This window comes from Halanaerobium saccharolyticum, assembly GCF_004362045.1.
Taxonomy (GTDB): domain Bacteria; phylum Bacillota; class Halanaerobiia; order Halanaerobiales; family Halanaerobiaceae; genus Halanaerobium; species Halanaerobium saccharolyticum_C.
The window spans coordinates 1-22,308 of the sequence record NZ_SNWX01000020.1 but is presented as its reverse complement, the minus strand read 5'-3'; the positions used below and the strand labels follow the sequence as shown (position 1 = coordinate 22,308).

The 22,308-nt window shown below is 35.1% G+C and carries 18 protein-coding genes and 1 riboswitch; of the genes, 2 read left to right on the top strand and 16 right to left on the bottom strand.

Features of this window, described 5'->3' with window-relative positions; translation table 11 throughout:
• Positions 1-101 precede the first annotated feature (101 nt).
• Positions 102-1,907 carry an FAD-dependent oxidoreductase gene (locus DFR79_RS11280; RefSeq protein ID WP_133515586.1) on the top strand — a complete coding sequence of 602 codons (1,806 nt, stop codon included), beginning with the start codon at positions 102-104 and terminating at the stop codon, positions 1,905-1,907.
• Positions 1,908-2,029: 122 nt separating this feature from the next.
• Here the strand turns inward: DFR79_RS11280 and metA are convergent, their stop codons facing one another.
• From metA to DFR79_RS11200, 16 genes are all read right to left on the bottom strand, one after another.
• Positions 2,030-2,947 (bottom strand): homoserine O-acetyltransferase MetA, encoded by a 918-nt coding sequence (gene metA, locus DFR79_RS11275; protein ID WP_133515585.1) that lies wholly within the window; start codon positions 2,945-2,947, stop codon positions 2,030-2,032.
• 20 nt (positions 2,948-2,967) lie between these two features.
• Positions 2,968-4,245: an O-acetylhomoserine aminocarboxypropyltransferase/cysteine synthase family protein gene (locus DFR79_RS11270; protein WP_133515584.1), complete on the bottom strand. Its 1,278-nt coding sequence runs from the start codon at positions 4,243-4,245 to the stop codon at positions 2,968-2,970.
• Between the two features lie 164 nt (positions 4,246-4,409).
• A riboswitch (SAM riboswitch) is annotated at positions 4,410-4,514 on the bottom strand.
• 57 nt (positions 4,515-4,571) lie between these two features.
• Entirely contained in the window at positions 4,572-6,152 is a 1,581-nt protein-coding gene (gene nagZ / locus DFR79_RS11265; RefSeq protein WP_166638038.1) for a beta-N-acetylhexosaminidase, read from the bottom strand.
• Between the two features lie 148 nt (positions 6,153-6,300).
• Entirely contained in the window at positions 6,301-7,155 is an 855-nt protein-coding gene (locus DFR79_RS11260) for a MurR/RpiR family transcriptional regulator (protein WP_133515582.1), read from the bottom strand.
• Positions 7,156-7,157: 2 nt separating this feature from the next.
• Positions 7,158-8,201 carry a MupG family TIM beta-alpha barrel fold protein gene (locus DFR79_RS11255; protein WP_133515581.1) on the bottom strand — a complete coding sequence of 348 codons (1,044 nt, stop codon included), beginning with the start codon at positions 8,199-8,201 and terminating at the stop codon, positions 7,158-7,160.
• A 74-nt stretch (positions 8,202-8,275) separates the two neighbouring features.
• A complete protein-coding gene (locus tag DFR79_RS11250) occupies positions 8,276-9,700 on the bottom strand; it encodes a PTS transporter subunit EIIC (RefSeq protein WP_133515580.1) in 1,425 nt (474 codons plus the stop codon).
• Positions 9,701-9,761: 61 nt separating this feature from the next.
• Positions 9,762-10,667 (bottom strand): N-acetylmuramic acid 6-phosphate etherase, encoded by a 906-nt coding sequence (gene murQ, locus DFR79_RS11245; RefSeq protein ID WP_133515579.1) that lies wholly within the window; start codon positions 10,665-10,667, stop codon positions 9,762-9,764.
• A gap of 257 nt (positions 10,668-10,924) precedes the next feature.
• Entirely contained in the window at positions 10,925-11,149 is a 225-nt protein-coding gene (locus DFR79_RS11240) for a ferredoxin (RefSeq protein WP_133515578.1), read from the bottom strand.
• 75 nt (positions 11,150-11,224) lie between these two features.
• Positions 11,225-13,279: a beta-galactosidase gene (locus tag DFR79_RS11235; protein WP_133515577.1), complete on the bottom strand. Its 2,055-nt coding sequence runs from the start codon at positions 13,277-13,279 to the stop codon at positions 11,225-11,227.
• A 92-nt stretch (positions 13,280-13,371) separates the two neighbouring features.
• Complete coding sequence (locus DFR79_RS11230) at positions 13,372-14,184, bottom strand: carbohydrate ABC transporter permease (protein WP_133515576.1); 813 nt, start codon at positions 14,182-14,184, stop codon at positions 13,372-13,374.
• Positions 14,181-15,095, bottom strand: a complete 915-nt coding sequence (locus tag DFR79_RS11225; RefSeq protein ID WP_133515575.1) for a carbohydrate ABC transporter permease — start codon at positions 15,093-15,095, stop codon at positions 14,181-14,183. The genes DFR79_RS11230 and DFR79_RS11225 overlap by 4 nt, the downstream gene beginning before the upstream one ends.
• 61 nt (positions 15,096-15,156) lie before the next feature.
• Positions 15,157-16,428, bottom strand: a complete 1,272-nt coding sequence (locus DFR79_RS11220) for an ABC transporter substrate-binding protein (protein ID WP_133515574.1) — start codon at positions 16,426-16,428, stop codon at positions 15,157-15,159.
• A 216-nt stretch (positions 16,429-16,644) separates the two neighbouring features.
• A complete protein-coding gene (locus tag DFR79_RS11215; RefSeq protein ID WP_133515573.1) occupies positions 16,645-17,646 on the bottom strand; it encodes a LacI family DNA-binding transcriptional regulator in 1,002 nt (333 codons plus the stop codon).
• 174 nt (positions 17,647-17,820) lie between these two features.
• A complete protein-coding gene (locus DFR79_RS11210) occupies positions 17,821-18,981 on the bottom strand; it encodes a galactokinase (protein WP_133515572.1) in 1,161 nt (386 codons plus the stop codon).
• A 105-nt stretch (positions 18,982-19,086) separates the two neighbouring features.
• Positions 19,087-20,073, bottom strand: a complete 987-nt coding sequence (gene galE, locus DFR79_RS11205) for a UDP-glucose 4-epimerase GalE (RefSeq protein WP_133515571.1) — start codon at positions 20,071-20,073, stop codon at positions 19,087-19,089.
• A gap of 29 nt (positions 20,074-20,102) precedes the next feature.
• Positions 20,103-21,251, bottom strand: a complete 1,149-nt coding sequence (locus tag DFR79_RS11200; protein ID WP_133515570.1) for an ROK family transcriptional regulator — start codon at positions 21,249-21,251, stop codon at positions 20,103-20,105.
• Positions 21,252-21,439: 188 nt separating this feature from the next.
• Between DFR79_RS11200 and DFR79_RS11195 the strand changes: the two genes are divergently transcribed.
• Entirely contained in the window at positions 21,440-22,156 is a 717-nt protein-coding gene (locus DFR79_RS11195; RefSeq protein WP_133515569.1) for a putative metalloprotease CJM1_0395 family protein, read from the top strand.
• Positions 22,157-22,308 lie beyond the last annotated feature (152 nt).

Below are 22,308 nucleotides of genomic sequence, written 5' to 3'. Positions count from 1 at the left end.
AAATTCAAACTCTTGTTCAGTTAAGATATTAAACAGTTCTGTCTTAATCTATTATTTAAAATCAGCTTAATTAACTTGAAATCCAAACGAAGACTAATGAGGTGAAAAAATTGGCTAATGATAAAAAAAGCATCTTCTCTCCTGTTACAGCTTTTAAAAATTTAGTAAAGAAACCGGAAACAGTGCGCTATCCGGCAGAGTCAAATGATGCTGCTAAAAGATACAGGGGTTTTCATATTAATGATTTAGAAGAATGTATCGGCTGTTCTACCTGCCAGGAAGTCTGTGTTAATGATGCCATTTCGATGGTGGAAATGCTGGATGTACCAGCTGAGGAAGGACAGCGGAATGAAAGGCCCCAGATTGATTACGGCCGCTGCTGCTGGTGTGGACTCTGTGTTGATGTCTGCACCACCGGTTCTCTGGAAATGAGCCGGGATTACAGCTATATTGACCTGGACCCTGATACATTTATAGTTACTCCAGATCAGCATGATATTAATAAGGTTGATCATCCCCTCGGCTATTTGAGAGATGAAAATTCTGATCTCTTAGACTTAAAAAGAATTGACATCGAAATGCTGGATCCGGAAGCAAGAGTCGATTCCTTTATTGAAATAGTGGAGGGTTTTTCGAAAGAACAGGCGGAAAAGGAAGCTTCCCGCTGTGTGGAATGTGAAATCTGTACAGACACCTGTCCGGCCAATATGAATATTCCTCAGTATATAAGAGGAATTTTCGACGAAGAACTGGAAGAATCAGTACAGCAGATTTACGAGGATAATCCACTGCCTGAGGTCTGCGGCCGGGTCTGCACTCATAAATGTGAGGGAGTCTGTGCTATCTCTCACCGGGGAGAGGCAGTTTCCATCCGCTGGCTGAAGCGTTATGCGGTTGATAATGTTGATTCTGCAGACTACAAGAAAATTTTAGGGACAGAAAAAATTGAACAGAATAATAAAAAGATTGCTGTTGTTGGTGCCGGTCCGGCCGGACTTTCGGCTGCCCACTATTTAAGTGTAATGGGCTATCAGATTACAGTTTATGAAGATAAGGAAAATGCCGGAGGGATGATGCGCTATGGAATCCCTGAATACCGCCTGCCCTATGATGCCCTGGATAAAGACATTAATTATATTAAAAGTCTCGGTGTAGACTTTGTTTTCAACACCAGAGTTGGTGAGGATATCACTTTAGATGAGCTGCACGAGCAGTATGATGCAGTTTTTGCAGCAACTGGTCTCCACAACGGCCGCAGCACCAGAGTACCGGGAACGGACAACAATAATGTCTATCAGGCTGTCAACCTGCTGGCAGATATTGCCCGCGGTAAAGAAGTTCCGGTTACCAAAAACTTAGTAGTTATTGGTGGAGGAAATGTGGCTATGGATATTGCCCGCTCAATGGCCAGACTGCAGATGGAAAAATACGGGGAAGTAAATATTACTGTTACTTCCTTAGAAACTGAAGATATTATGCCTGCTGACCAGGAAGAAATTGAAGAAGCCCGGGAAGAAGGAATTGTCTTTAAACCAGGCCGTGGTCCTAAAGAAATTGAGGTCAATGAAGACGGCTCTTTAGCTCAGCTCTGCACCAACTGCTGTGTGTCAGTCTTTGATGAAGAAATGAATTTCAACCCTACTTTTGATGACAGTGATATTGAAAATTACGAATGTGATATGGTAATCGAAGCTATTGGTCAGGGAGGAGATAATTCCTATATTGATGATCAGTTTGAAATCGAGTATGCCGGCCCCAGAATTAAAATTAATGATTTCAGCCAGACTTCCGTTGACTGGCTCTTTGCCGGAGGAGACATTGCCCGGGGACCTGATGTAATCAATGCTATCAGAACCGGTCATGATGCTGCTGTCGGTATTGATAAATATTTAAATGATGAATTGTAAAAAATAACAGCTAATATCTGCTGCATAAGAACTGTAAAAGAGCTTGAGCCCTTCTATTATGATTCTAGAAGGGCTCTTTTGTATTATAGTTGTCGGTCTAACTATAAAATGATTTATCAGCTTTATTTTAGTTTACTTAAATCAAATGGAGTTTCCTGATAAACATAGTAGTTTAACCAGTTAACAAATAATAGATTGGCATGACTGCGCCAGCGCATAACAATTTCCTTATCAGGATCATTGTCTCTATAATAATTCTTTGGAGGTTCAATCTCCATCCCTTTATTGATATCTCTTAAGTACTCTTCCTCCAGACTTTCTCGATCATACTCCGAATGACCGGTTGCAAAAACCTGACGGCCATTTTTGCTGGCCACCAGATAAATACCGGATTCTGCTGATTCCGAAAGAATTTCCAGCTCCTCAATCTCAGCAATGTCTTCTCTTCTGATTTCTGTATGCCGTGATTGGGGAACATAAAATAAATCATCAAAACCACGCATTAATTTAACATGTTTTTTAGTCTTATAATGAGGGAAAACTCCAAACATCTTTTCAGCTAAAGGATATTTAGGAATTCCATAATGATGATAAAGGCCTGCCTGACTTCCCCAGCAGATATGAAGGGTAGAAAAAACATGGTGCAGACTCCAGTCCATTATCTGCTGCAGTTCTTCCCAGTAATCCACTTCTTCAAAATTTAAGGTTTCGACCGGAGCACCGGTAATGATCATACCATCATAATTATTATCTTTGATTTCTTCAAAAGTATTGTAAAACTTAATCAGATGTTCCTCGGAAGTATTTTTTGAATCATGACTCTCCGGATGCATCAGATCAATATCAACCTGCAGTGGGGAATTACCAATTAAACGTAAAATCTGGGTTTCTGTTTTTATTTTGGTGGGCATTAAATTTAAAATTAATATTTTTAAGGAACGTATATCCTGATGAGTTGCTCGTGATTCTTTCATTACAAATATATTTTCATTTTCAAGGGTTTCTACTGCTGGCAATTCGTCCTGTATTTTAATAGGCATCTCTTCTCACTCCTGGCTTCTTAATTCTGTGCTGCGGCTAGAGCCTGATCTAAATCTGCTTTGATGTCTTCAAAATCCTCAATACCGATGGATAATCTAATTAACTCCGGTGAAATTCCAGTCTGCTTTAAATCTTCATCACTTAACTGCTGATGGGTTGTACTTGCCGGGTGAATAGCCAGTGATTTTGCATCTCCAACATTGGCTAAATGAAGAAATAAGTCAAGCTGGTTAATAAATTTCTCGGCTGCAGCTTTTCCACCTTTAATCCCAAAAGCAATCATTCCACCATTCCCATTTTCTAAATATTTCTCTGCATTTTGATGTGAATCATGGCTTTCTAAACCAGGATAACTTACCCATTCCACTCTCTTGTCAGCCTCTAAAAATTCTGCTGCTGCCTGAGCATTTTCCGAATGTCTCTGCATTCTTAAGCCTAAAGTTTCCAGCCCGGTAATCGTCAAAAACGAATTAAAGGGACTGGGAGCACTACCTAAATCTCTTAAAAGCTGAACTCTGGCTTTAGTGATAAAAGCTGCTTCTCCAAATTCCTCCTGGAATTTAACCCCATGATAACTTGGATCTGGCTCTACAAGTCCGGGAAATCTACCTGTATTCCAGTCAAAATTACCGCTGTCAACAATTACACCACCAATAGAATTACCGTGGCCAGCTATATACTTAGTGGTTGAGTGAATTACAATATCTGCCCCATGTTTAAATGGATTACATAAATAGGGAGTAGCAAAAGTATTATCAACTATTAAAGGAATACCTGACTGATGAGCAATTTCTGCCAGCCTTTCAAAATCTGGTACAGATAAAGCCGGATTACCAATTGTCTCTACATATAAGGCCTTTGTCTGCTCATTAATTGCCTCTTTAAAACTTTCTGGATCTTCTGAATCAACAAAACTGACATCTATCCCCATATTTTTAAAGGTATGTTTAAATAAATTGTGAGTACCACCATAAATTGAACTGCCACTTACTATATGGTCACCATTATTACAAATAGTTAAAAGTGCAATTACTTCTGCTGCCTGACCTGAAGAAACAGCCAGAGCTCCCACTCCCCCTTCAAGAGCGGCAATTCTCTTTTCCAGCACCGAATTGGTTGGATTCATTATTCTGGTATAAATATTACCTGGCTTTTTTAAGGCAAATAAATCTGCTGCATGATCTGTGTCGTCAAATAAATAAGATGTTGTCTGATAAATAGGAACCGCCGCTGATTTCTTATTCTCGTCTGCTTCATAACCTGCATGTAATGCTAAAGTGTCAAATTTTAAACTCATTTAATTTCCTCCTCTAATTTTCTCTTCTCAAATTAAAAACAATAAAACCAGATAATCAACCTACTAATTACTGCTCACTATACTACTCATTTCAGAAACAAAATATCCTGTTCTTAAATCAAAAAATCCCACTTCCTAAAAGTAGGAGTGGGTAATTAATTAACTCCTTATCTTTCAGGAATTTTCCTGCTGGAATTAGCACCGGGCAGTAACTAACTGCTGGTTGCCGGGTTTCAAAGGGCCAGTCCCTCCACCTCTCTAGATAAGTTTTATTGTTTTTTATAACTTTAACATAGATAAGTAATTCTGTCAAGAAAAGATTTTTGTTAATCAACACTAACCGGCAGCTTTCCTTTAGCTTCAATTTTCCCTAAGATAAAATTCGCAGCTGCTTTCTGACTGGCCGGACTGTAATCATAAGTTGTTATAAAAGCCTGAGTTTTATCAATTAGCTGATAATCATAAGGATTACGAAGTGCAAGTACCAGGATATTATTATTCTCAGCCAGTTTTTCTGCCAGCTCTGCCTGATATCTATTTACTGTAGCATTATAGGTGCAGACAATTATTAAATCACTAGCTTCTATTCTTTGCTGATCATCAAAACTTAACACAGCATTATTCTGCAGTCGAATATGATCTAGACTTATTATTTTCTGGTTCAAATAGTTAACAAATAGATTATTTTTTTCACCTTCATTTTCTGCCAGAGAAACTCTTCCCATTTCAAAATCAATAACAGTTACTTTCTTTTCCTTAATGTTTTCTAGAGGGAAAATATCCTCATTTTTAACTAAAGTTAATGATTTTTCTGCAAGTTTTTCTGCAAGTTTTTTGTGGCTTTTAAAATCGATTTGAGCTGGATCAGCTTTATCTACCTGATCAAGATTAATTCTTTTTGCCTTAAGCTTTAGTATTCTTTTTACAGAAGCATCAATTCTTTTTTCGCTAATTCTTCCGGATTTAACAGCCTCAATTACAGCCCCAATTGCATTTTTCTGCTTCTGATAGCTGTGGGAAACCAAAACTGTATCACTACCTGCTTCAATTGTTTTGACTGCTCCTTCTACAGTACCAAATGTCTCAACTATGGCCTTCATTTCCATGCAGTCTGTAATGATTACGCCTTCAAATTTTAATTCATCTCTTAATAGACCAGTTAATACTGATTTTGAAAGAGTAGCCGGGATTCCTTCCTTTTTTTCGATAGCCGGAAAATATACATGAGCAGTCATTATACTGTCCACTCCAGCCTCAATTGCTTTTTTGAAAGGATATAATTCTACCCTATTCAGACGTGAACGCTGATGCCTAATAATTGGCAGATCAAGATGAGAATCTGTATCTGTATCTCCATGTCCCGGGAAATGTTTGGCAGTAGCTATAACTCCACCTGACTGCAGGCCTTTAATATAGGCAGCACCCAACTTTGCCACCAGCTCTGGATCTCCACCAAATGAACGGACTCCAATTACCGGATTATCAGGATTATTGTTAACATCAAGTACTGGAGCCAGGTTTACATTTATACCTAAATTTTTAAGTTCTGCAGCAGTAGATTCTGCTACTTCTGTAGTTAAATCCTGATCATTAGCTGCTCCCAGAGCCATATTGCCTGGAAAATGAGTTGCACCAGCTAATCTGGTCACAGTTCCACCTTCCTGATCTGCGGAAATAAAAAGTGGAATTCCTCCTTCTGAGTTTAAAGCCAGCTGCTGTAAGCTGTTTGATAATTCTGCAGTCTGTTCGAGACTTTCTATATTTCTGCTAAAATAGATTACTCCCCCCACATGATAATTCTCTATCATATCTCTGACTTGATCATTAACTGTTGAAGTTGAAAAACCAATCTGAAATAATTGTCCTACCTTTTCTTCTAAGGACATATTTTCTAACTTATATTCCATTAAATATTCACCTCCTGAGCCCAAAAATTTATAAAAGTTAAATTTTTGCTGAAAATTATTTGCTTTAGTTATAAACGAGAAAGATAATAAAATAAAAATTAATAAAACTAAACTTATATTTTTTTTCATTTATTGTACCTTTCCTTTATTAATTTATTTTAAATTGCTCTACACTTTCACGAGTGTTTTTTAAGTAAGTACTTATTTTGCTAAAATCATTTTTAGCAAAAGCCACAAATAAAATATCTACCGCAGTTAACTGTGCTATTCTAGAAGTGATAGCCCCCAGACGCAGATTTTTCTCACTGCCTGCCACCTGAAGCTTAATATTAGCAATTTTATTCAAAGGATTTTCGCCGTATTTTGTGATAGAAATAGTTACAGCACCTCTTTTTTTTGCTGTTTTTAAAGCTTCATATACTTCTAAACTCTCTCCGCTATATGAAATCGCTATTGCTAAATCAGTACTTTCTATATTAGCTGCTGAAGCTAATTGAGCATGTGTATCTGCATAATTGATAACTGTTTTCTTAATCCGCATTAATTTATACTCTAAATCTTTTGCAACCAGCCCAGAAGCTCCAATTCCAAAAATATAAATATTTTCTGCAGTTTCAATTGCCTTAACTGCTTTTTTCAATTCTCTAACAGATAATAAATTAATTGTATTATTTATAACCTTTACATTGTCATGCGCAAGTTTTTCCATTATATCTTCAATTTCGTCGTCTACCGCTATATCTTCATAGACTTTTACCTTTTCTTCATTTTCAACTTCCTGCAAGTCTTTAATCAAAGCGATTTTAAAGTCCTGAAAGCCCTGATAGCCAATCTTCTTAGAAAATCTAACAACTGAAGCTGGACTGCTGGCTGCAGCCTGAGCAAGCTCTTTAACTGATAATTGACTGACCTCTTCTTTATTATTTAAAATATAATCAGCAATCTTTTTTTCTGTTGCTGTAAAATCTTTAAACATAGCTTTTATTTTTAATATAACTTTCATTATTACTCACCTTTAATTTTAAATTTAAATTTATCTCCTTCTTTTACCTTTTCAATAAGCACTGCCGAATCTCCTGCATCAGCAACTACATTTATTCTTTTATCTGCGGGATATTCTTTTTTTAAGATCTGCAGATCTCCTTCATATCTTTGATAATTACAATTATCAATCGTCAAAGCATATTTAAATCTTTTTATATTATTATTTGGTATTATTTTATTCTTTTTGTTTTTTCTTGCGGTTTCAGACCTAATAATATATTCTCCAGGGTCCTGACGATTTTTATGAACTAAGTTTAACAGTCTTTTTTCTTCTTGACTTATACTATCAAAAATTTCAATAGGTATAATAGTTATATCTTTATTCACTGCAGTAAAATCTTTTAATTCATCTGTTGAGGCCCTGCTGTCTCCTATATAAACTTTATCAATTCCTAATTTTAATAAATCTTGAGCTGCTGTTTGCGGTGTTAAAAATCTATGTTTTTCCAGGGTTGGAAGTCCAGCTTTAATAGGAGGTCTCTTTTTATATTTGGCCGGTACAAAAGCTGCTACTTCTATACCATATTTCTTCAAAACATTATTTTTTTTAAGTAATAATTCTTCAGATAACCCTGTTTCTTCACGTGGATAATAATTATGAGAGGCTTCAAAATTATCTGAATTGCCACCATGGAAAATTATAGATTTTAAATCAGACTCTGTCAAAGTACTGGCATTAAGGTTGATTTTATAATCTTTATTCTGACTAAGTTCAGCAATTTCTTGAGTATTAAAACCGAAATCCAGTCTTAAAGCATCAAAATTAAATTTATTTAAATTAATTTTTTCAAAATATTTTTTTGAAATATCTGCTGTTAAATTTAAATTAAGTCGATTAATAGTTAAAAGCAGCTCTTTAACTTCAGTCAGAAAATTATTATTCACCTCAGGTATATGTAGTGATAAAAATACATTTTCAATTCCCAGTTGCTTAGCTTCTTCTAAATATTTAATGTTTTCTTCTAAACTTAAATCCAGACCTGCGTAAACTGATATTCCTAACATTTTTTTGCTCCTTTTTAAGTTATTATAAATTTAAAGGCTCCCAAAAAATTGAACATGGGAGCCACAATTTATTTTTACTGTAATTGGGCAACTTCTTCGTCTTTAATAAAGAAATGAGTAACAACAAATCCACCAATATAGGCAATAACAAGTCCTATAAAATAACTAAGCATTGATCCAGGCTGCATCAGAGGAATAGCTGTTATACCAGAAGGACCCCAGGCACCTGCCATTACATTCTGCAGCATGACAAAAGCTCCACCAAAACCTGCTCCTAATCCAGCTGTTATAAAGGGCTTGCCTAATGGTAAGGTAACACCATAAATTAAAGGCTCACCTATACCCAGAATCCCTGCTGGCAGGGCACCGGAAATAATTTGTTTCAACTTCATATTATTAGTCTTTTTAGCTTTAAGATAAATAGCAATTGCGGCCCCTACCTGGCCTGCTCCTGCCATCGCTAAAACTGGGAATAAGGAAACTCCACCCATATTTTCCAGCTGAATAGCATATAATGGAATTAATCCATGATGTAAGCCGAGTAATACCATTGGTAAAAACACAGCTGCCAGTACATAACCGGAAATTACGCTAACAATTGGATTTTCTGAAGCTACAAGCAGAGTTAAAGCTCCTACTAACCAGTCAGAAAGCACACCTGACAGTGGCATGATAACAAAGATCATTGCCAGGGCCATAAGCAGCATTGTAACTACCGGAGTAACTATTAAATCTAAAACATCTGGAATTGATTTTCTGACTTTCTTTTCAATTATTGATAGGATATAAACACCAATTATAACACCAATAATTCCACCTTTACCTGTGGTTAAAATTGAATTCAAGGGTACTTGTGCATCATACATTCCAAAGATTTGAGAGATTTCAGTTATCTGACTCATTATTGTTAAAGCACCTAACATACCCCCTAGACCTTCAGTTGCTCCAAACTGTTTGGCAGCATTGACCCCTGTGAAAATTGCTAAATAGCCAAGGAAGGACCCACCAAGCAGGGATAAAAGAAGTTGGATGAAATTCCAAAAATCAGTTGTTGGTAAACTACCTGTATTCTGAAGATTGGTAATTAAACCGGCAAAGCCATTAAAAATACCGGCTGCAATAATAGCAGGAATAAGTGGTATGAAAATTTTACCGATTGTCTTTAAACCTCTTTTTAATTTACTCTGTTTTTGTCCACTCTTAACAGCAGCCTTATTTTTCTCCCAATCATCTCCAACTTCTAACTCAGATGAAATATTATAATCGCTTTTTAGAATATCAAGACATTTTTTTGCTTTTCCTGGGCCAACAACTATCTGCAGAGTCTCATCTTCAACAACTCCCATAACTCCTTCTACAGCCTTCAAATCTTTAATATTAACTATAGAGTCATCCTTAAGATCAACTCTCAATCTTGTCATGCAATTTGAAGCTGCAAGTATATTTTCTTCCCCGCCTAGTTTTTGTACAATTTCCTTAACCAAATCTTGATTATTCATTGTACCCCTCCTGTTTTCTTATTCTAATTTTTGAAACATATTGTAATCAAAATATAAATAATTACCTATTATTTTTAATCGCATCGGCTAAACGGCCTTCATATTTTTCTAATTCCTGTTCAGCCTTTCTTTTCTCCAGACCAGAATTAAGCATCATAATTGCAAGTTTAACATTATAATCTGTTTTTTTTAGGTATTTTTCTGCTTTTTCATAACTCACCTCACTTACTTCCATGATCATATTTTTAGCTCTTTTAGCTAATTTATTGTTTTTAACCTGCAGATCAACCATATAATTCTTATAAACTTTTCCCAGCTTGATCATTGTGGCTGTACTTAGCATATTTAATACCATTTTTTGAGCAGTACCTGCTTTCATCCTGGTAGATCCTGTTACAACTTCAGGACCAACAACCGGTGCTATAGAAACATCAGCAACTTCAGCAATTTTAGAATCAGGATTACAGCTTAACGCTGCTGTTTTGGCTCCCTTTGATTTGGCGTATTCCAGTCCCCCTATTACATAAGGAGTACTTCCACTTGCAGCTATACCGACTAAAAAGTCATTCTTAGTAAAATTAATATCCTGAAGATGTGCTGCGGCTTCTTCCTTACTATCTTCTGCATTCTCTATCGAATTTCTAATTGCTTTTTCTCCACCAGCAATTAAGCCCTGTACTAAATCACTACTCACACCATAAGTTGGAGGACATTCAGAAGCATCTAAAATCCCCAATCTACCACTTGTTCCTGCACCCATATAAATTAATCTTCCACCATTTTTTAATGCAGTAGTAATTAAATCAACAGCTTCAGCTATCTTATGCTTTTCTTTTTCTACAGCTAATGCTACTTTTTTGTCTTCATTGTTAATGATTTCTATCATTTTTTCTGTACTTACTCTATCAATGTTTCTGGACTTTTCATTAACAGATTCTGTAACCAGTTTGTCTAAATCATTATTCATATTTTAGCCTCCATTCAAAATATTCTTTCATTTCTTAATAAGAGTTTAACATTTTTGAAACATTATTTCAAGTATTTATTCAAATTATGAAATATACTTTCATAAATATATAATCCCCTTTCTACTAAACAGAATTTAAAAATTAAATCTGTCTAACATAAAGGGGAATACTATAATAAAAAAAGGAGGCTAAATAGCCCCCTTCTCATAATTTCCTATTTAAGTAAAGAGATACTAAAATTAATCACTGGCCAAATTTAACCGTCATTTCCAATTGCATCTACAGGACAGGCCTCCAGAGCACTCTCGCAGGCTTCTCGTTCTGCTTCATCTTCCGGCTGCTTATAAACATAAGCATATTCAGCTTCCATCTCAAAATTATCTGGAGCTTCACCAACACATACTCCACAGGCAATACACTGGGTATCTACATAATATTCCCCTTCAACATTTTCATCAACTCTGTTTGCTAAATCTGCCATTATGATACCTCCTTTTAAAATTTTTTAACAATTCTAACTATATTATATTAAAGGAAGTCTTTTAAGTCAAAGTATTTATTTTTTTAATATTTTAACTTCATATTTTTCTAAAATAATGCTATCTTTAATAACATTTCCACTAACAAACTCCATTAATTCCTCTGTTAAATCTACTTTTTTCTCATCTTGACTGAAATTCATCAGAAAAATATAATCATAATTTTTATCAGATCTTTTTTGTGCTGTTACTCCCTCTGGCAGCTGAGAAACAATAGTTTTGCTCAAATTAAGCTTAGAAACCAAACTATAATAAAAATCTTTTAAAAACTGCTCTTCATTGCGAGAGGCAATATAATACGCTTTTCCTTTTCCATAATCGTTAACTGTTAAAGCAGGACGGCCGGCATAAAAATCACTTTTATATTCAGCCAGCACTTCTGCTCCCTCAAGCTGAATTAAATCACAGAATGTTTTAGCTTCATATTCTTGACCTGTTTTTAATTCTGAATTATCTTTAATCACTATCTGATTGCTGTCCTGATCATAAAGTGCATCCAGTTCTTCTGACCAGATAGCAAATAAATCTCTTAAAGGTCCCGGAAATCCACCTAAAAAACAGAGATCATTCTCATTAACTATTCCTGTCCAGTAAGTAGAAACTACAGTTCCTCCATTTTTTACAAATTTTTTCAATCTGGCTGCAGTATCTTCTTTAAGAAGATAGAGCATAGGTGCAATGACCAATTTATACTTAGAAAAATCCTTTTCCTGATTAATTATATCGACCGAAATTCCCTGCTGCCAGAAATTTTTGTAATGGCTCAGACAGGTCTTTAAATAATCCTTCTTTTCCTGTCGGGGTCCTGAAGCTTCATTGATTGCCCAGCGATTTTCCTGATCAAAGACTACTGCAACCTCTGCTTTAACAGATGTTCCAGTAATTGAAGTAATTTTTTGCAGTTCAGCACCAAGTTCAGATACATCTTTAAAGACTCTTGTATTCTCATTACCGACATGATCCACTACAGAGCCGTGAAATTTTTCTACTCCCCCACGACTTTTTCGCCACTGAAAATACTGCACCGAATCAGAACCATGGGCTATCGCCTGCAGAGAAGAAAGTTTGTGCATCCCTGGTCGCTTTAGTTTTGCAACCGACTGCCAGTTAGTTTTACTGGGAGTACTTTCCATTAATAAAAATGGTTTCCCATCTTTAAGTGATCTGAACATATCGTGCATAAAAGCGCTATCAACTGCTCGATTAATATCTGTTTCGTAATCACTGTGCCAGCTGGGATAACTATCCCAGGAAATAACATCCACCTCCTGAGCAAATTTCCAGTAATTTAGACCTATGTATTTATACATAAAATTAGTAGTAATCGGAATTTCAGGTGATATTTCTCTTAATGGTTCAATTTCATTTTTATAAAATTCTATTGTCTGATCAGAAGAAAAACGCTTCCAGTCCAGTGCCAGTCCGTGAACCGACTGCATACCCTGAGGTGCAGGTGATTCAATATTTTGCCAGTCAGTGTAAGTATGACTCCAGAAAGAACTCCACCAGGATCGATTTAAATTTTCCAGACTGCCATATTTATTCTGCAGCCATTTTCTAAAGTCCTGCTGGCAGAGTTCACAGTGACAGTCTCCTCCATATTCATTGGAAACATGCCACATTATTACTGCCGGGTGATTACCGTACCTTTCCGCCAATTTTCTATTAATAATTTTAATTTTTTCTCTATAAACTGGAGAAGTATAGCAGTGATTGTGTCTTTCTCCAAATAAGTTTTTACTGCGGTCAGCATTAACCCTCAAAACTTCGGGATATTTTGCTGCCAGCCAGTCCGGTCTGGCTCCACTTGGAGTTGCCAGGATAACATTTATCCCATTTTGGTATAAATTATTAATTATCTGATCAAGCCATTCAAATTGAAATTGACCCTCCTCCGGCTCAAGGGTGGACCAGGAAAAAATCCCCAGGCTCATAACATTACAGTTTGCTTTTTTCATTAATTCAATATCTTTTTCTAAAATATCCGGCCGGTGCAGCCACTGATCTGGATTATAATCTGCACCATGCAGCAGATTATTAACTTTACCATTGAATAAATCATATTTTTGCATTCTATTCTTCCTTTCTTCCTTAAAAATATTAATAATTATTAGCTTAAAGTTTTAATAATTTGCGTAAATATATAATATATACTAGTGTATCATTATTTTGCTGAACCTGTAACTCCTTCGGCAAAGTTTTTCTGCAGGGCTAAAAATAAAATTAGAGTTGGTAAAATACTGATTCCTACAGCCAGCATTAAAACTCCATAATCAATTGTATAGCCTGCTGTTAAATTTGAAATTAAAAGTGGCATCGTTTTAGCACTTTCTTTCTGCATAATAATTAAGGGCCAGAGATAATTATTCCAGGCATTCATAAAAGTTATTACAGCTGCAGCTGCATACGTAGAACGCATTATAGGAATAAACATTCTAAAGAAAATCCCGATTTCAGTCAGACCATCCAGCCTTGAAGCCTCAATAACTTCATGGGGAAAGTTGCGGCTGCTCTGTCTGAAAAGAAAAATCAAAAAGGCTGTCGAAACAGTAGGCAGCGCAAAACCTGCAGTTGTATTTAAAAGACCTAAGTTTCCAAAAAGCATATACAGTGGAACCATGATTACCGCAAAAGGAACCATCAGTGAAAGCAGTAAAACTTTCATTAGCATATCTTTGCCTCGATCATGATAGATTTCAAAACCATAGCCAGCTAAAGATGAGACCAGTAAACTGGCCAGAGTAGTTACTGCTGCATATTTAAATGAGTTCCACATTGCCTGATAAAAATTAGTGTTTGCTGTTAAAACTTTAAAGTTTTCTATTAAATTAAAACCCGGAATTAAAGTACCACCAAGTACATCAACACTTGTATTTGTAGCCGCCACAAACATCCAGAATAAAGGAAATAATGAGCAAAAGGAAATGAAAATTAAAAAACCATACTTGCTGGCTCTAAATAATTTTTGTTTATTCATCTTTCATCACCAACCTTAAGCTGCATAAAGGATAAAATTGCTACAATAATAAAAACTATAAAGGCAACAGCTGCTGCATAGCCAAAACGGGGAACATATTCAAATGATAATCGATAAATATACTGGGAGACCGAAAGAGTCGCATTTGCTGGCCCACCGTTGGTTAAGTTCTTAGTTTCATCAAAAATCTGTAAGGTACCATTAGTAGACATAATTGTTGTCAGCAGAATAATTGGTTTCAACATCGGAATTGTAATTTTAGTCAGCCGATCAAAAGCACTGGCACCATCTATTTTTGCTGCCTCGTAAATTGAAGGATCAATATTCTGTAAGCCTGCCAGATAAAATATCATATTATAACCGGTCCAGCGCCAGGTTAAACCAATCACAATTAATATTCTTGCTGTCCAGGGACCACCAAGCCAGTTTATCGGTTCTCCCAGAAGATTCATATTCATCAAAATAGTGTTCACAAAGCCATCCAGTGCAAACATAGAACGAAAAATAATGGCATATGAGACAAGTGAGGTTGCACAGGGAACAAAAATTGCTGTTCTGAAAAAGGATCTAAATCTTAAAGTTTTATCATTTAAAATTCCGGCTAAAATCAAAGCCAGAGTTAGCATTATTGGAACCTGTAAAATTAAATAAACAAATACATTAAACAGTGATTTTTTAAAAAGTGGATCTACTAATAGACGCTTGTAATTAGCAGCTCCAGCAAATCTTAAATTATTACCAACTCCTCCCTGTAAAGAAAGAAGGAAGGCTCTAACAATTGGATAAAAATAAAATGAAAAAATCAGTAAAGCACCTGGAATAACAAAAAACCAGCCGATCATTTTATGTTTTTTATTTATTGAAAATCCACGCTTATAAGCTTTAAATTTTTCAATAGTTGAGTTAATCATACTGACCTCCTTTAAATATATTGGGGGAAGAATTCTTCCCCCAATATATTCTAATTCAATTTTACCACATCTGAAATTCTAAAGTGGATTGTGCTTCATCTAAGGCACTCTGAATATCCTGTCCGGACATTATCTGGGTAATTGCAGTACTAATAGTATCTCTTGCTTCATAATTATAAATTCCATAATCAACTTCCGGTACCTTAGCAGCATAATCAATTATTTCTGTATAGATCTTCTGGCCGCCAAAGAATGGATGTGGCATATTATATACTTCACTGTCACCTGCAGGTAAATAAGTAGCTATAGCTCCTGAGGAAGGAAGTATTGTCTCATATAATTCTTTGCTGCCGGCAAAAGTCTGATTCAAGAAATCTGCAGCAATTTCTGGGTGTTCAGAATTAGCCATTACCATCCAGCTGGATCCACCCTGATTACTGTAATTAGTTGCTCCTTCAACATTTGCAAGTCTGGGAAGATTAGTAATTCTCCAGTTTCCTGCCTGTTCTTTTACAGGAACAATAGAGCCAATAATCCAGGCTCCGTTCATAGTTCCAGCAACTGTACCACTCTGAAAGGAACTAATATACTGATTCCAGTCATTGATTTGAACTAAAATTTCTTTTTCTAACAGTTCTTGATAAACTCTAATGATTTCTTTTAGAGGCTCATTATCAGCAATATTTGGCTCTCCATTCTGATCAAAGAACCAGTTGCCGGTACTCTGCATCATAATCATCAGTAAGTCAGATTGTCCAGCTATTGCAGATAGTAGAGGTTTTCCGGTTTTTTCTTTAACATCCGAACCTTTTTCGATAAACTCTTCCCAGGTGATATTTGTAAAATCTTCAATGGTATAACCTGCTTCTTCTAAAACATCAACTCTCATTGCATTAATTGCTGCTCCATTATCAAAAGGTACTGCATAATTTTTGCCATCTACTTTAGTTAATTCAACTTTAAAGTTAGCAAATTTATCAAATTCTATCCCACTATCTGATAAATCATAAAAAGCATTTGGAAAACTATTTACATTTTTGGCCAGAGCATTATCCTGCATTAAAATAATATCAGGTAAACTGTCTGTCTGATTTGCACTTAAAGAAGTACTCAGCTGAGTTTGAAGATCCTCCCAGGCTACCTCTTTAATTTCAATATTTACATCTGGATTAATATCCTTATAAATAGCTGCTGCTTCTTCCATCGCATAAATATTAAAGTTGGGATCCCAGCACCAGACTGTAATTGTTGTCTCTTCCTGGGCAAAAGTCATTGTAGTAAATCCAGCCATCATTACAATCATTAAAAATAATACAGTTAATTTTTTCTTCATTTTACTCCTCCTAATAATTTTGATTGATCATAAAGTTTTAAGTAAATTTAAATCTTTTTTAAAGACCCCCCCTTTTGCTTTTATTGAACAGATTTTGGAAAAAGATTTATCTTTAAATCGATTTAAAGTATGAATATTAAATATATTTAAATCGATTTAAATTTAAATTAAAAATTTATTTGCTGACTTTGACATGTTTCTCTTTAAATAAATGAATTAAAGTAGTTTTTGAGTAGTTTCTCTTTCAATTAAAGAAACATCAAACTTAATCTGCTTTGTTTCTGACTTCTTTTCATCTTTAATTTTTTTAAGTAATAACTGGATGGCTTTTCTGGCCATTTTTATATTAGGAATATCAACAGTAGTTAAGGCTGGATTATAAAAATGAGATAAACGAATATTATCAATCCCACAAATTGACATCTCCCCGGGAACACTGATTCCTGAGCTTACCAGAGACTGAATTAACCCGACAGCAACTTCATCATTATGGGATAAAATAGCTGTTGGTCTATCCTTTTGTGAGGCAATTTTTTTTCCTAGTTTATATCCGTCTTCAAATGAAAGTATATTTTTAAATAAATATTTATTATCATAATTTAAATTATATTTTTTTAAAGCTTCTAAATAACCGGTCATTCTAAATTCTTTTTCCTTACCGGCAAAAGCAATTTTTGTGTGACCAAGATTATATAGATGTTCTGCTGCAATAAAAGCTGCTTTTTCTAGATCAGAGTTAACAGAATCAATTTCATTCCCGGCATCTAAAAGACGGTCAATAAAAACTACTGGAATAAAATTATCAGCAAGTTCTTTAATTAAATCTAGATTGGAGTCTGAATTACTGACTGAAGAAGCAAAAATAGCACCATCTACCTGCATACCTCTAAAAAGAGTAATATAATCCAGTTCATCTTCCTTGCTTTCCACTCCACAGTAAATAATATTATAACCATTTTTCTTGGCAACAGTTTTTACTTCTTTGGCAATCTCAGAGAAAAATGGGTTGTCTATCTCTGGAATGACAAGCCCGATTATCTTTGTCTCTTTAGTTTTTAAAGCTTTTGCTCTAGCATCAGGTATATAGTTCATTTCTTTAGCTATCTTTTTTACCCGTTCTTTAGTCTTATCATTTACCAGTTCATTATCATTTAAAGCTAAAGAAGCTGTTGCCGGGGAAACATTTGCTTTTTCTGCCACATCTTTTAATCTAATCATATATAGACCTCTTTCATAAATAAAAGAATAGTTTTAAATCGATTTAAATTGTCTTTATAAAAATATTAACATAATTTATTTAATTAATCAAGTCTTTTTAAAGTTTTAATTATTTATTTTTTTCTGAAAACAATTTAAGGGATAATGTTGCTTAAACATCATCCCCTTTTCACTTTATAATTTACGGGCACCTTCCCCAGGATTACTGACATAAACCTCAGCATCAATACCTGTTTTTTCTTTATAATTTTTCTTAATCAGATCTATAAATTGATCTATCTGGTCTTTTTTGACTAAATTAACCGTACAGCCTCCAAAACCGGCTCCAGTCATTCTGGCTCCTTCTATTTCTGCTTCAGCTGCCAGATTAACTAAAATATCCAATTCTTTACAGCTGACTTCATAATCTTCACTTAAACTTTTATGAGAAGCATACATCAGGTCACCAAATTTCTGCAGGTCATCAGCTTCCAGAGCTTTTTTACTTTCTAAAACTCTAGCATTTTCGCTGACTACATGGTGAGCTCTTTTGTAAATATTTTCTGCCAGTTCAGCTTTATATTTTTCTACTGTTTCAAGATCAACATCTCTTAAGGCGTTAATTTCACCAGCTTCTTTTTCTGCAAAAAATTCTACAGCCTGATCACATTCACTTCGGCGCTCATTATATTTAGAATCCACAAGACCTCTATCCACCCTAGAATTACAGATTACAATTTGATAATTTTCATCTTTAAATGGTACCAGCTGATAATCATTTGTTCTGCAGTCAATTAACAGAGCCTGATCTTTTTGACCCAGCCGGGAAATATACTGATCCATAATTCCACACTGGACTCCGACAAAATTGTTTTCTGCTCTCTGGGCAAGCAGAGCCATTTCTATTCCATCAATTTTAATTTTATGCAGGTCAGTAACTGCCAGGGCGGTAACAACCTCCAGAGCAGCTGAAGAACTTAATCCAGAACCCTGTGGAATATTACCGGTAAACATTAAATTGAAACCCTGCAGGCTTTTTCCCAATTTCTGAATTTCATCAATAACTCCCATTATATAATTTGCCCAGATGTTTTCTTCATCATATTCTAAACTGTCCAGATCATATTCTACCATCTGATCATAATCGAGAGAATAGAATTTCACTTTCCTATCCGGTCTTAATTGAGCAAGCATTGTAATTTCTTTTTCAATTGCCATTGGCATAACAAAACCATCATTATAATCTGTATGTTCACCAATTAGATTAACCCGGCCTGGTGCTTTATAAGCTCCACTTTCTAAATCAAAATCTCTAAAAATTTTTCCAAACTTATCCCATAACTCCTGTATATTCATAATTACACCTCTTTTATAATTTTAATTTAATGAATAAACTCACTCTTGATTTTAGATCAAATAAGCTTTATTTTTCTTAATTTCTGCAGATTAGAAATCAGCTGCTTAATAAATTACCTCAAACCCACCTGATTTATGCCACTTCCAGGCTGTAGATATTATTTTTTCTAATTCCGGATATTGAGGCTGCCAGTTCAATTCTTCTTGAATTTTATCCGAACTAGCAATTAATACTGCCGGATCTCCTGCTCTTCTTTCGGAAATCTCAACCTCAAAATCACGACCGGTAACTTCTTTAACAGTATCAATAACTTCTTTAACAGAATAGCCTTCTCCATTACCCAGATTATAAATTGAACTATCTTTACCATCAGCCAGTGCTTCTACTGCCAGCACATGAGCTGCTGCCAGATCAGTAACATGTATATAATCTCTAATACAGCTGCCGTCATGGGTTGGATAATCATTGCCAAAAATATAAATCTTATCTCTGATACCTAAAGCAGTCTGCAGAACAATTGGAATTAGATGTGTTTCTGGATCATGGGCCTCTCCAATTTCTCCCTCTGGATCTGCCCCTGCTGCATTAAAATAGCGTAAAGAAACATATTTTAAGTCGTAAATATCATCATAGCGTTTCAATGCTTTTTCAAAAAACAGCTTACTTTCTCCATAGGTGCTTGTCGGCTCAGTTTGATTATCTTCTTTAATGGGAATCTGATCCGGTTCTCCATAAACAGCCGCCGTAGAGGAAAAAACAATGTTTTTAACCCCATTTTTGACCATCGCCTCTAAAAGGTTAATTCCATTGGCAAAATTATTTCGATAATATTTACCGGGGTTCTCCATTGATTCTCCCACCAGGCTGTCTGCAGCCAGATGGATTACACCTTCAATCATATTTTCTTCCATCACCTGATTTAAAAGTTCTTTATCTGCCAGATCTCCCTTAACAAATTTACCACCTGTTACAGCTTTTTTGTGCCCTTTTTGTAAATTATCTAGGGTAACAACCTGATGTCCTTCATTAAGCAGTGCTTTAAGAACGTGACTGCCAATATAACCTGCTCCTCCTGTTACTAAAATATTCATCATTCGCCCTCCTTTAAATTTAATGAAACTTAGATTTTAAGCTCAAAAAAATTATTTAAAACTTTTTCCGCTGCCCCTGCAGCACCGGCAAACTCCTGGTAATAGGCTGTTCTGATCTTCAAATCTTTAACCGCCTGAGCCAGTGATTCTTCCTTAACTATTTGATAAAGAGGTTTAATTAGCGTTTCTTCATATTCAGCAAATAAACCACCAATAATTACTGCTTCTGGATTTAAAATATTTACCAGATCAGAAATAGCACGACCAAAATATTTCAAAGCATCATTAATCACAATTAGTGCTTCAGTTTCTCCTTTTTGGTAATTTTTTATTATCTGATCAAAATTTATCTCAATTTTTAATTCTTTAAGTTTTTGATAGCGGGAAATAATACTTTCCTTAGAAGAAAGTGCCTCCAGACACCCTTTTTTACCACAGTGGCATATTGGCCCATCATCAATAATTTTCATATGGCCAAATTCCCCTGCTGCATAATTATTTCCATAATGAAGTTCAGCTTTAAAAACTAAAGCAGCACCAATACCAGAACCAGTATTAATAAAGATAAAATCCTCTCTATCCTGCCAGATTTCTCCGGCAGCCATCATCCGGACATCATTATCAATAAAGACTGGATAGTCATATTTTTCAGCCAGAATACTTTTGATATCAACTTCCCCCCAGTCAAAATGAGGAGTAAAAATTGATTTACCCGCTTTCGGATCAACCAGACCATGAATTCCAAGGCCAATACCAATTATTTTATTACTGTCTTTAAGCTGAACTTTATATTTTTTAATCAAAGAAAAAGTATGATTTTTATATTCAGCCAGTGTATACTCTTCAGTACTAATTTGATCTTCTGCAATTATTTCTGCTTCAAAATCTAATAAAACAGCTTTTACTGCTTCAATCCCCCATTCAATACCAATTATATAGGCACCCTCAGAGTTTAATTTAAGCAGCATTGGTCTCCTGCCACCTCTGGATTTACCCATCTTGGACTCCCTGACCAGTTTCAGTTTGATCAGTTCCCTGACTATATTGGTAACCGTAGCTCGAGAAACTTCGAGTTTATCTGCTATCTGGGCCCGGGAAATCCCATCTTCATTTTTAATTAAAGTAAGTATATTTTTTTGATTCTGTTTTTTCATATTTTTAAAACTGCCTTTTTCCATCTTCTCACTTCCATTTCTTTGTTAATTTATTAAATTAACTAAGTCTATTATAGCACTATTTTTTTATTTAGTAAAGTAACTGATAAATATTTTTAACAAAAATAAATTTTGAAATTTTTTCTAATATTATTTGCTTGAAAATTATAAATATAGTATAATAAAAAAAAGATAATAAAGAGGTGAGCAAAATGTTGGCACTGTCATCATTAAACAGCCAACCGATTCCAGGTTGGGCAATTAAATCAAATATTAATAACAGCAATTCTCAGTCAAAAGATATTGACTTAGGATTAAATACCTCCGAAGATAAAAGTAATCAAAATAATAGTTTTAATAATGCTGTAGATAACTCCTCCAGCTCTGCTGAAGGACAAAACAAAAATTATGAAAACAAGAATGAAACAGCAGAAAATGAATTTAGTAAAGCCGAACAGCGCGAAATAGAGAAATTAAAACGCCGGGATCGAGAAGTTAGAGCTCATGAGATGGCTCATCAATCTGCAGGTGGACAGTATGCGGGCTCAGCCTCATATAGTTATACTACTGGTCCGGATAATAGACGTTATGCAGTTGGAGGTTCAGTTGATATTGAAACCTCACCGTCAAAAACACCTGAGGAAACTGTTAAAAAAGCAGATCAGATAAAACGAGCTGCAACAGCTCCAGCACAACCATCCGGGGCTGATTTACAGATTGCTGCCAAAGCTGCCAGAATGAAAATGGAAGCTCAGGCAGAATTAAATAAAAAGGAAATCAGTGGTGAAGACGAAGAAACTGAAAGCTCCCGGGAAATTAATAAAAAAGAAGATTCTATTTTTGATAATAAGTATTTAATCAATCAAAGAGAAAGTTCTTATCAAAACTCCAGTAGAAAAATATCTTCTAATCAGGGTTTTGCAGCTTAATAAAATTTAATATAAATTAATATAAATTAAAACACTGCTAAAAATAATCAGCAGTGTTGTAACGCCCCCTAAGAGTATTGGACAGAGACCAATTAAACATCTTATAATAATTACAGGGGGTAAAAGCAAATGGCTAAATCTTATGATCCTGA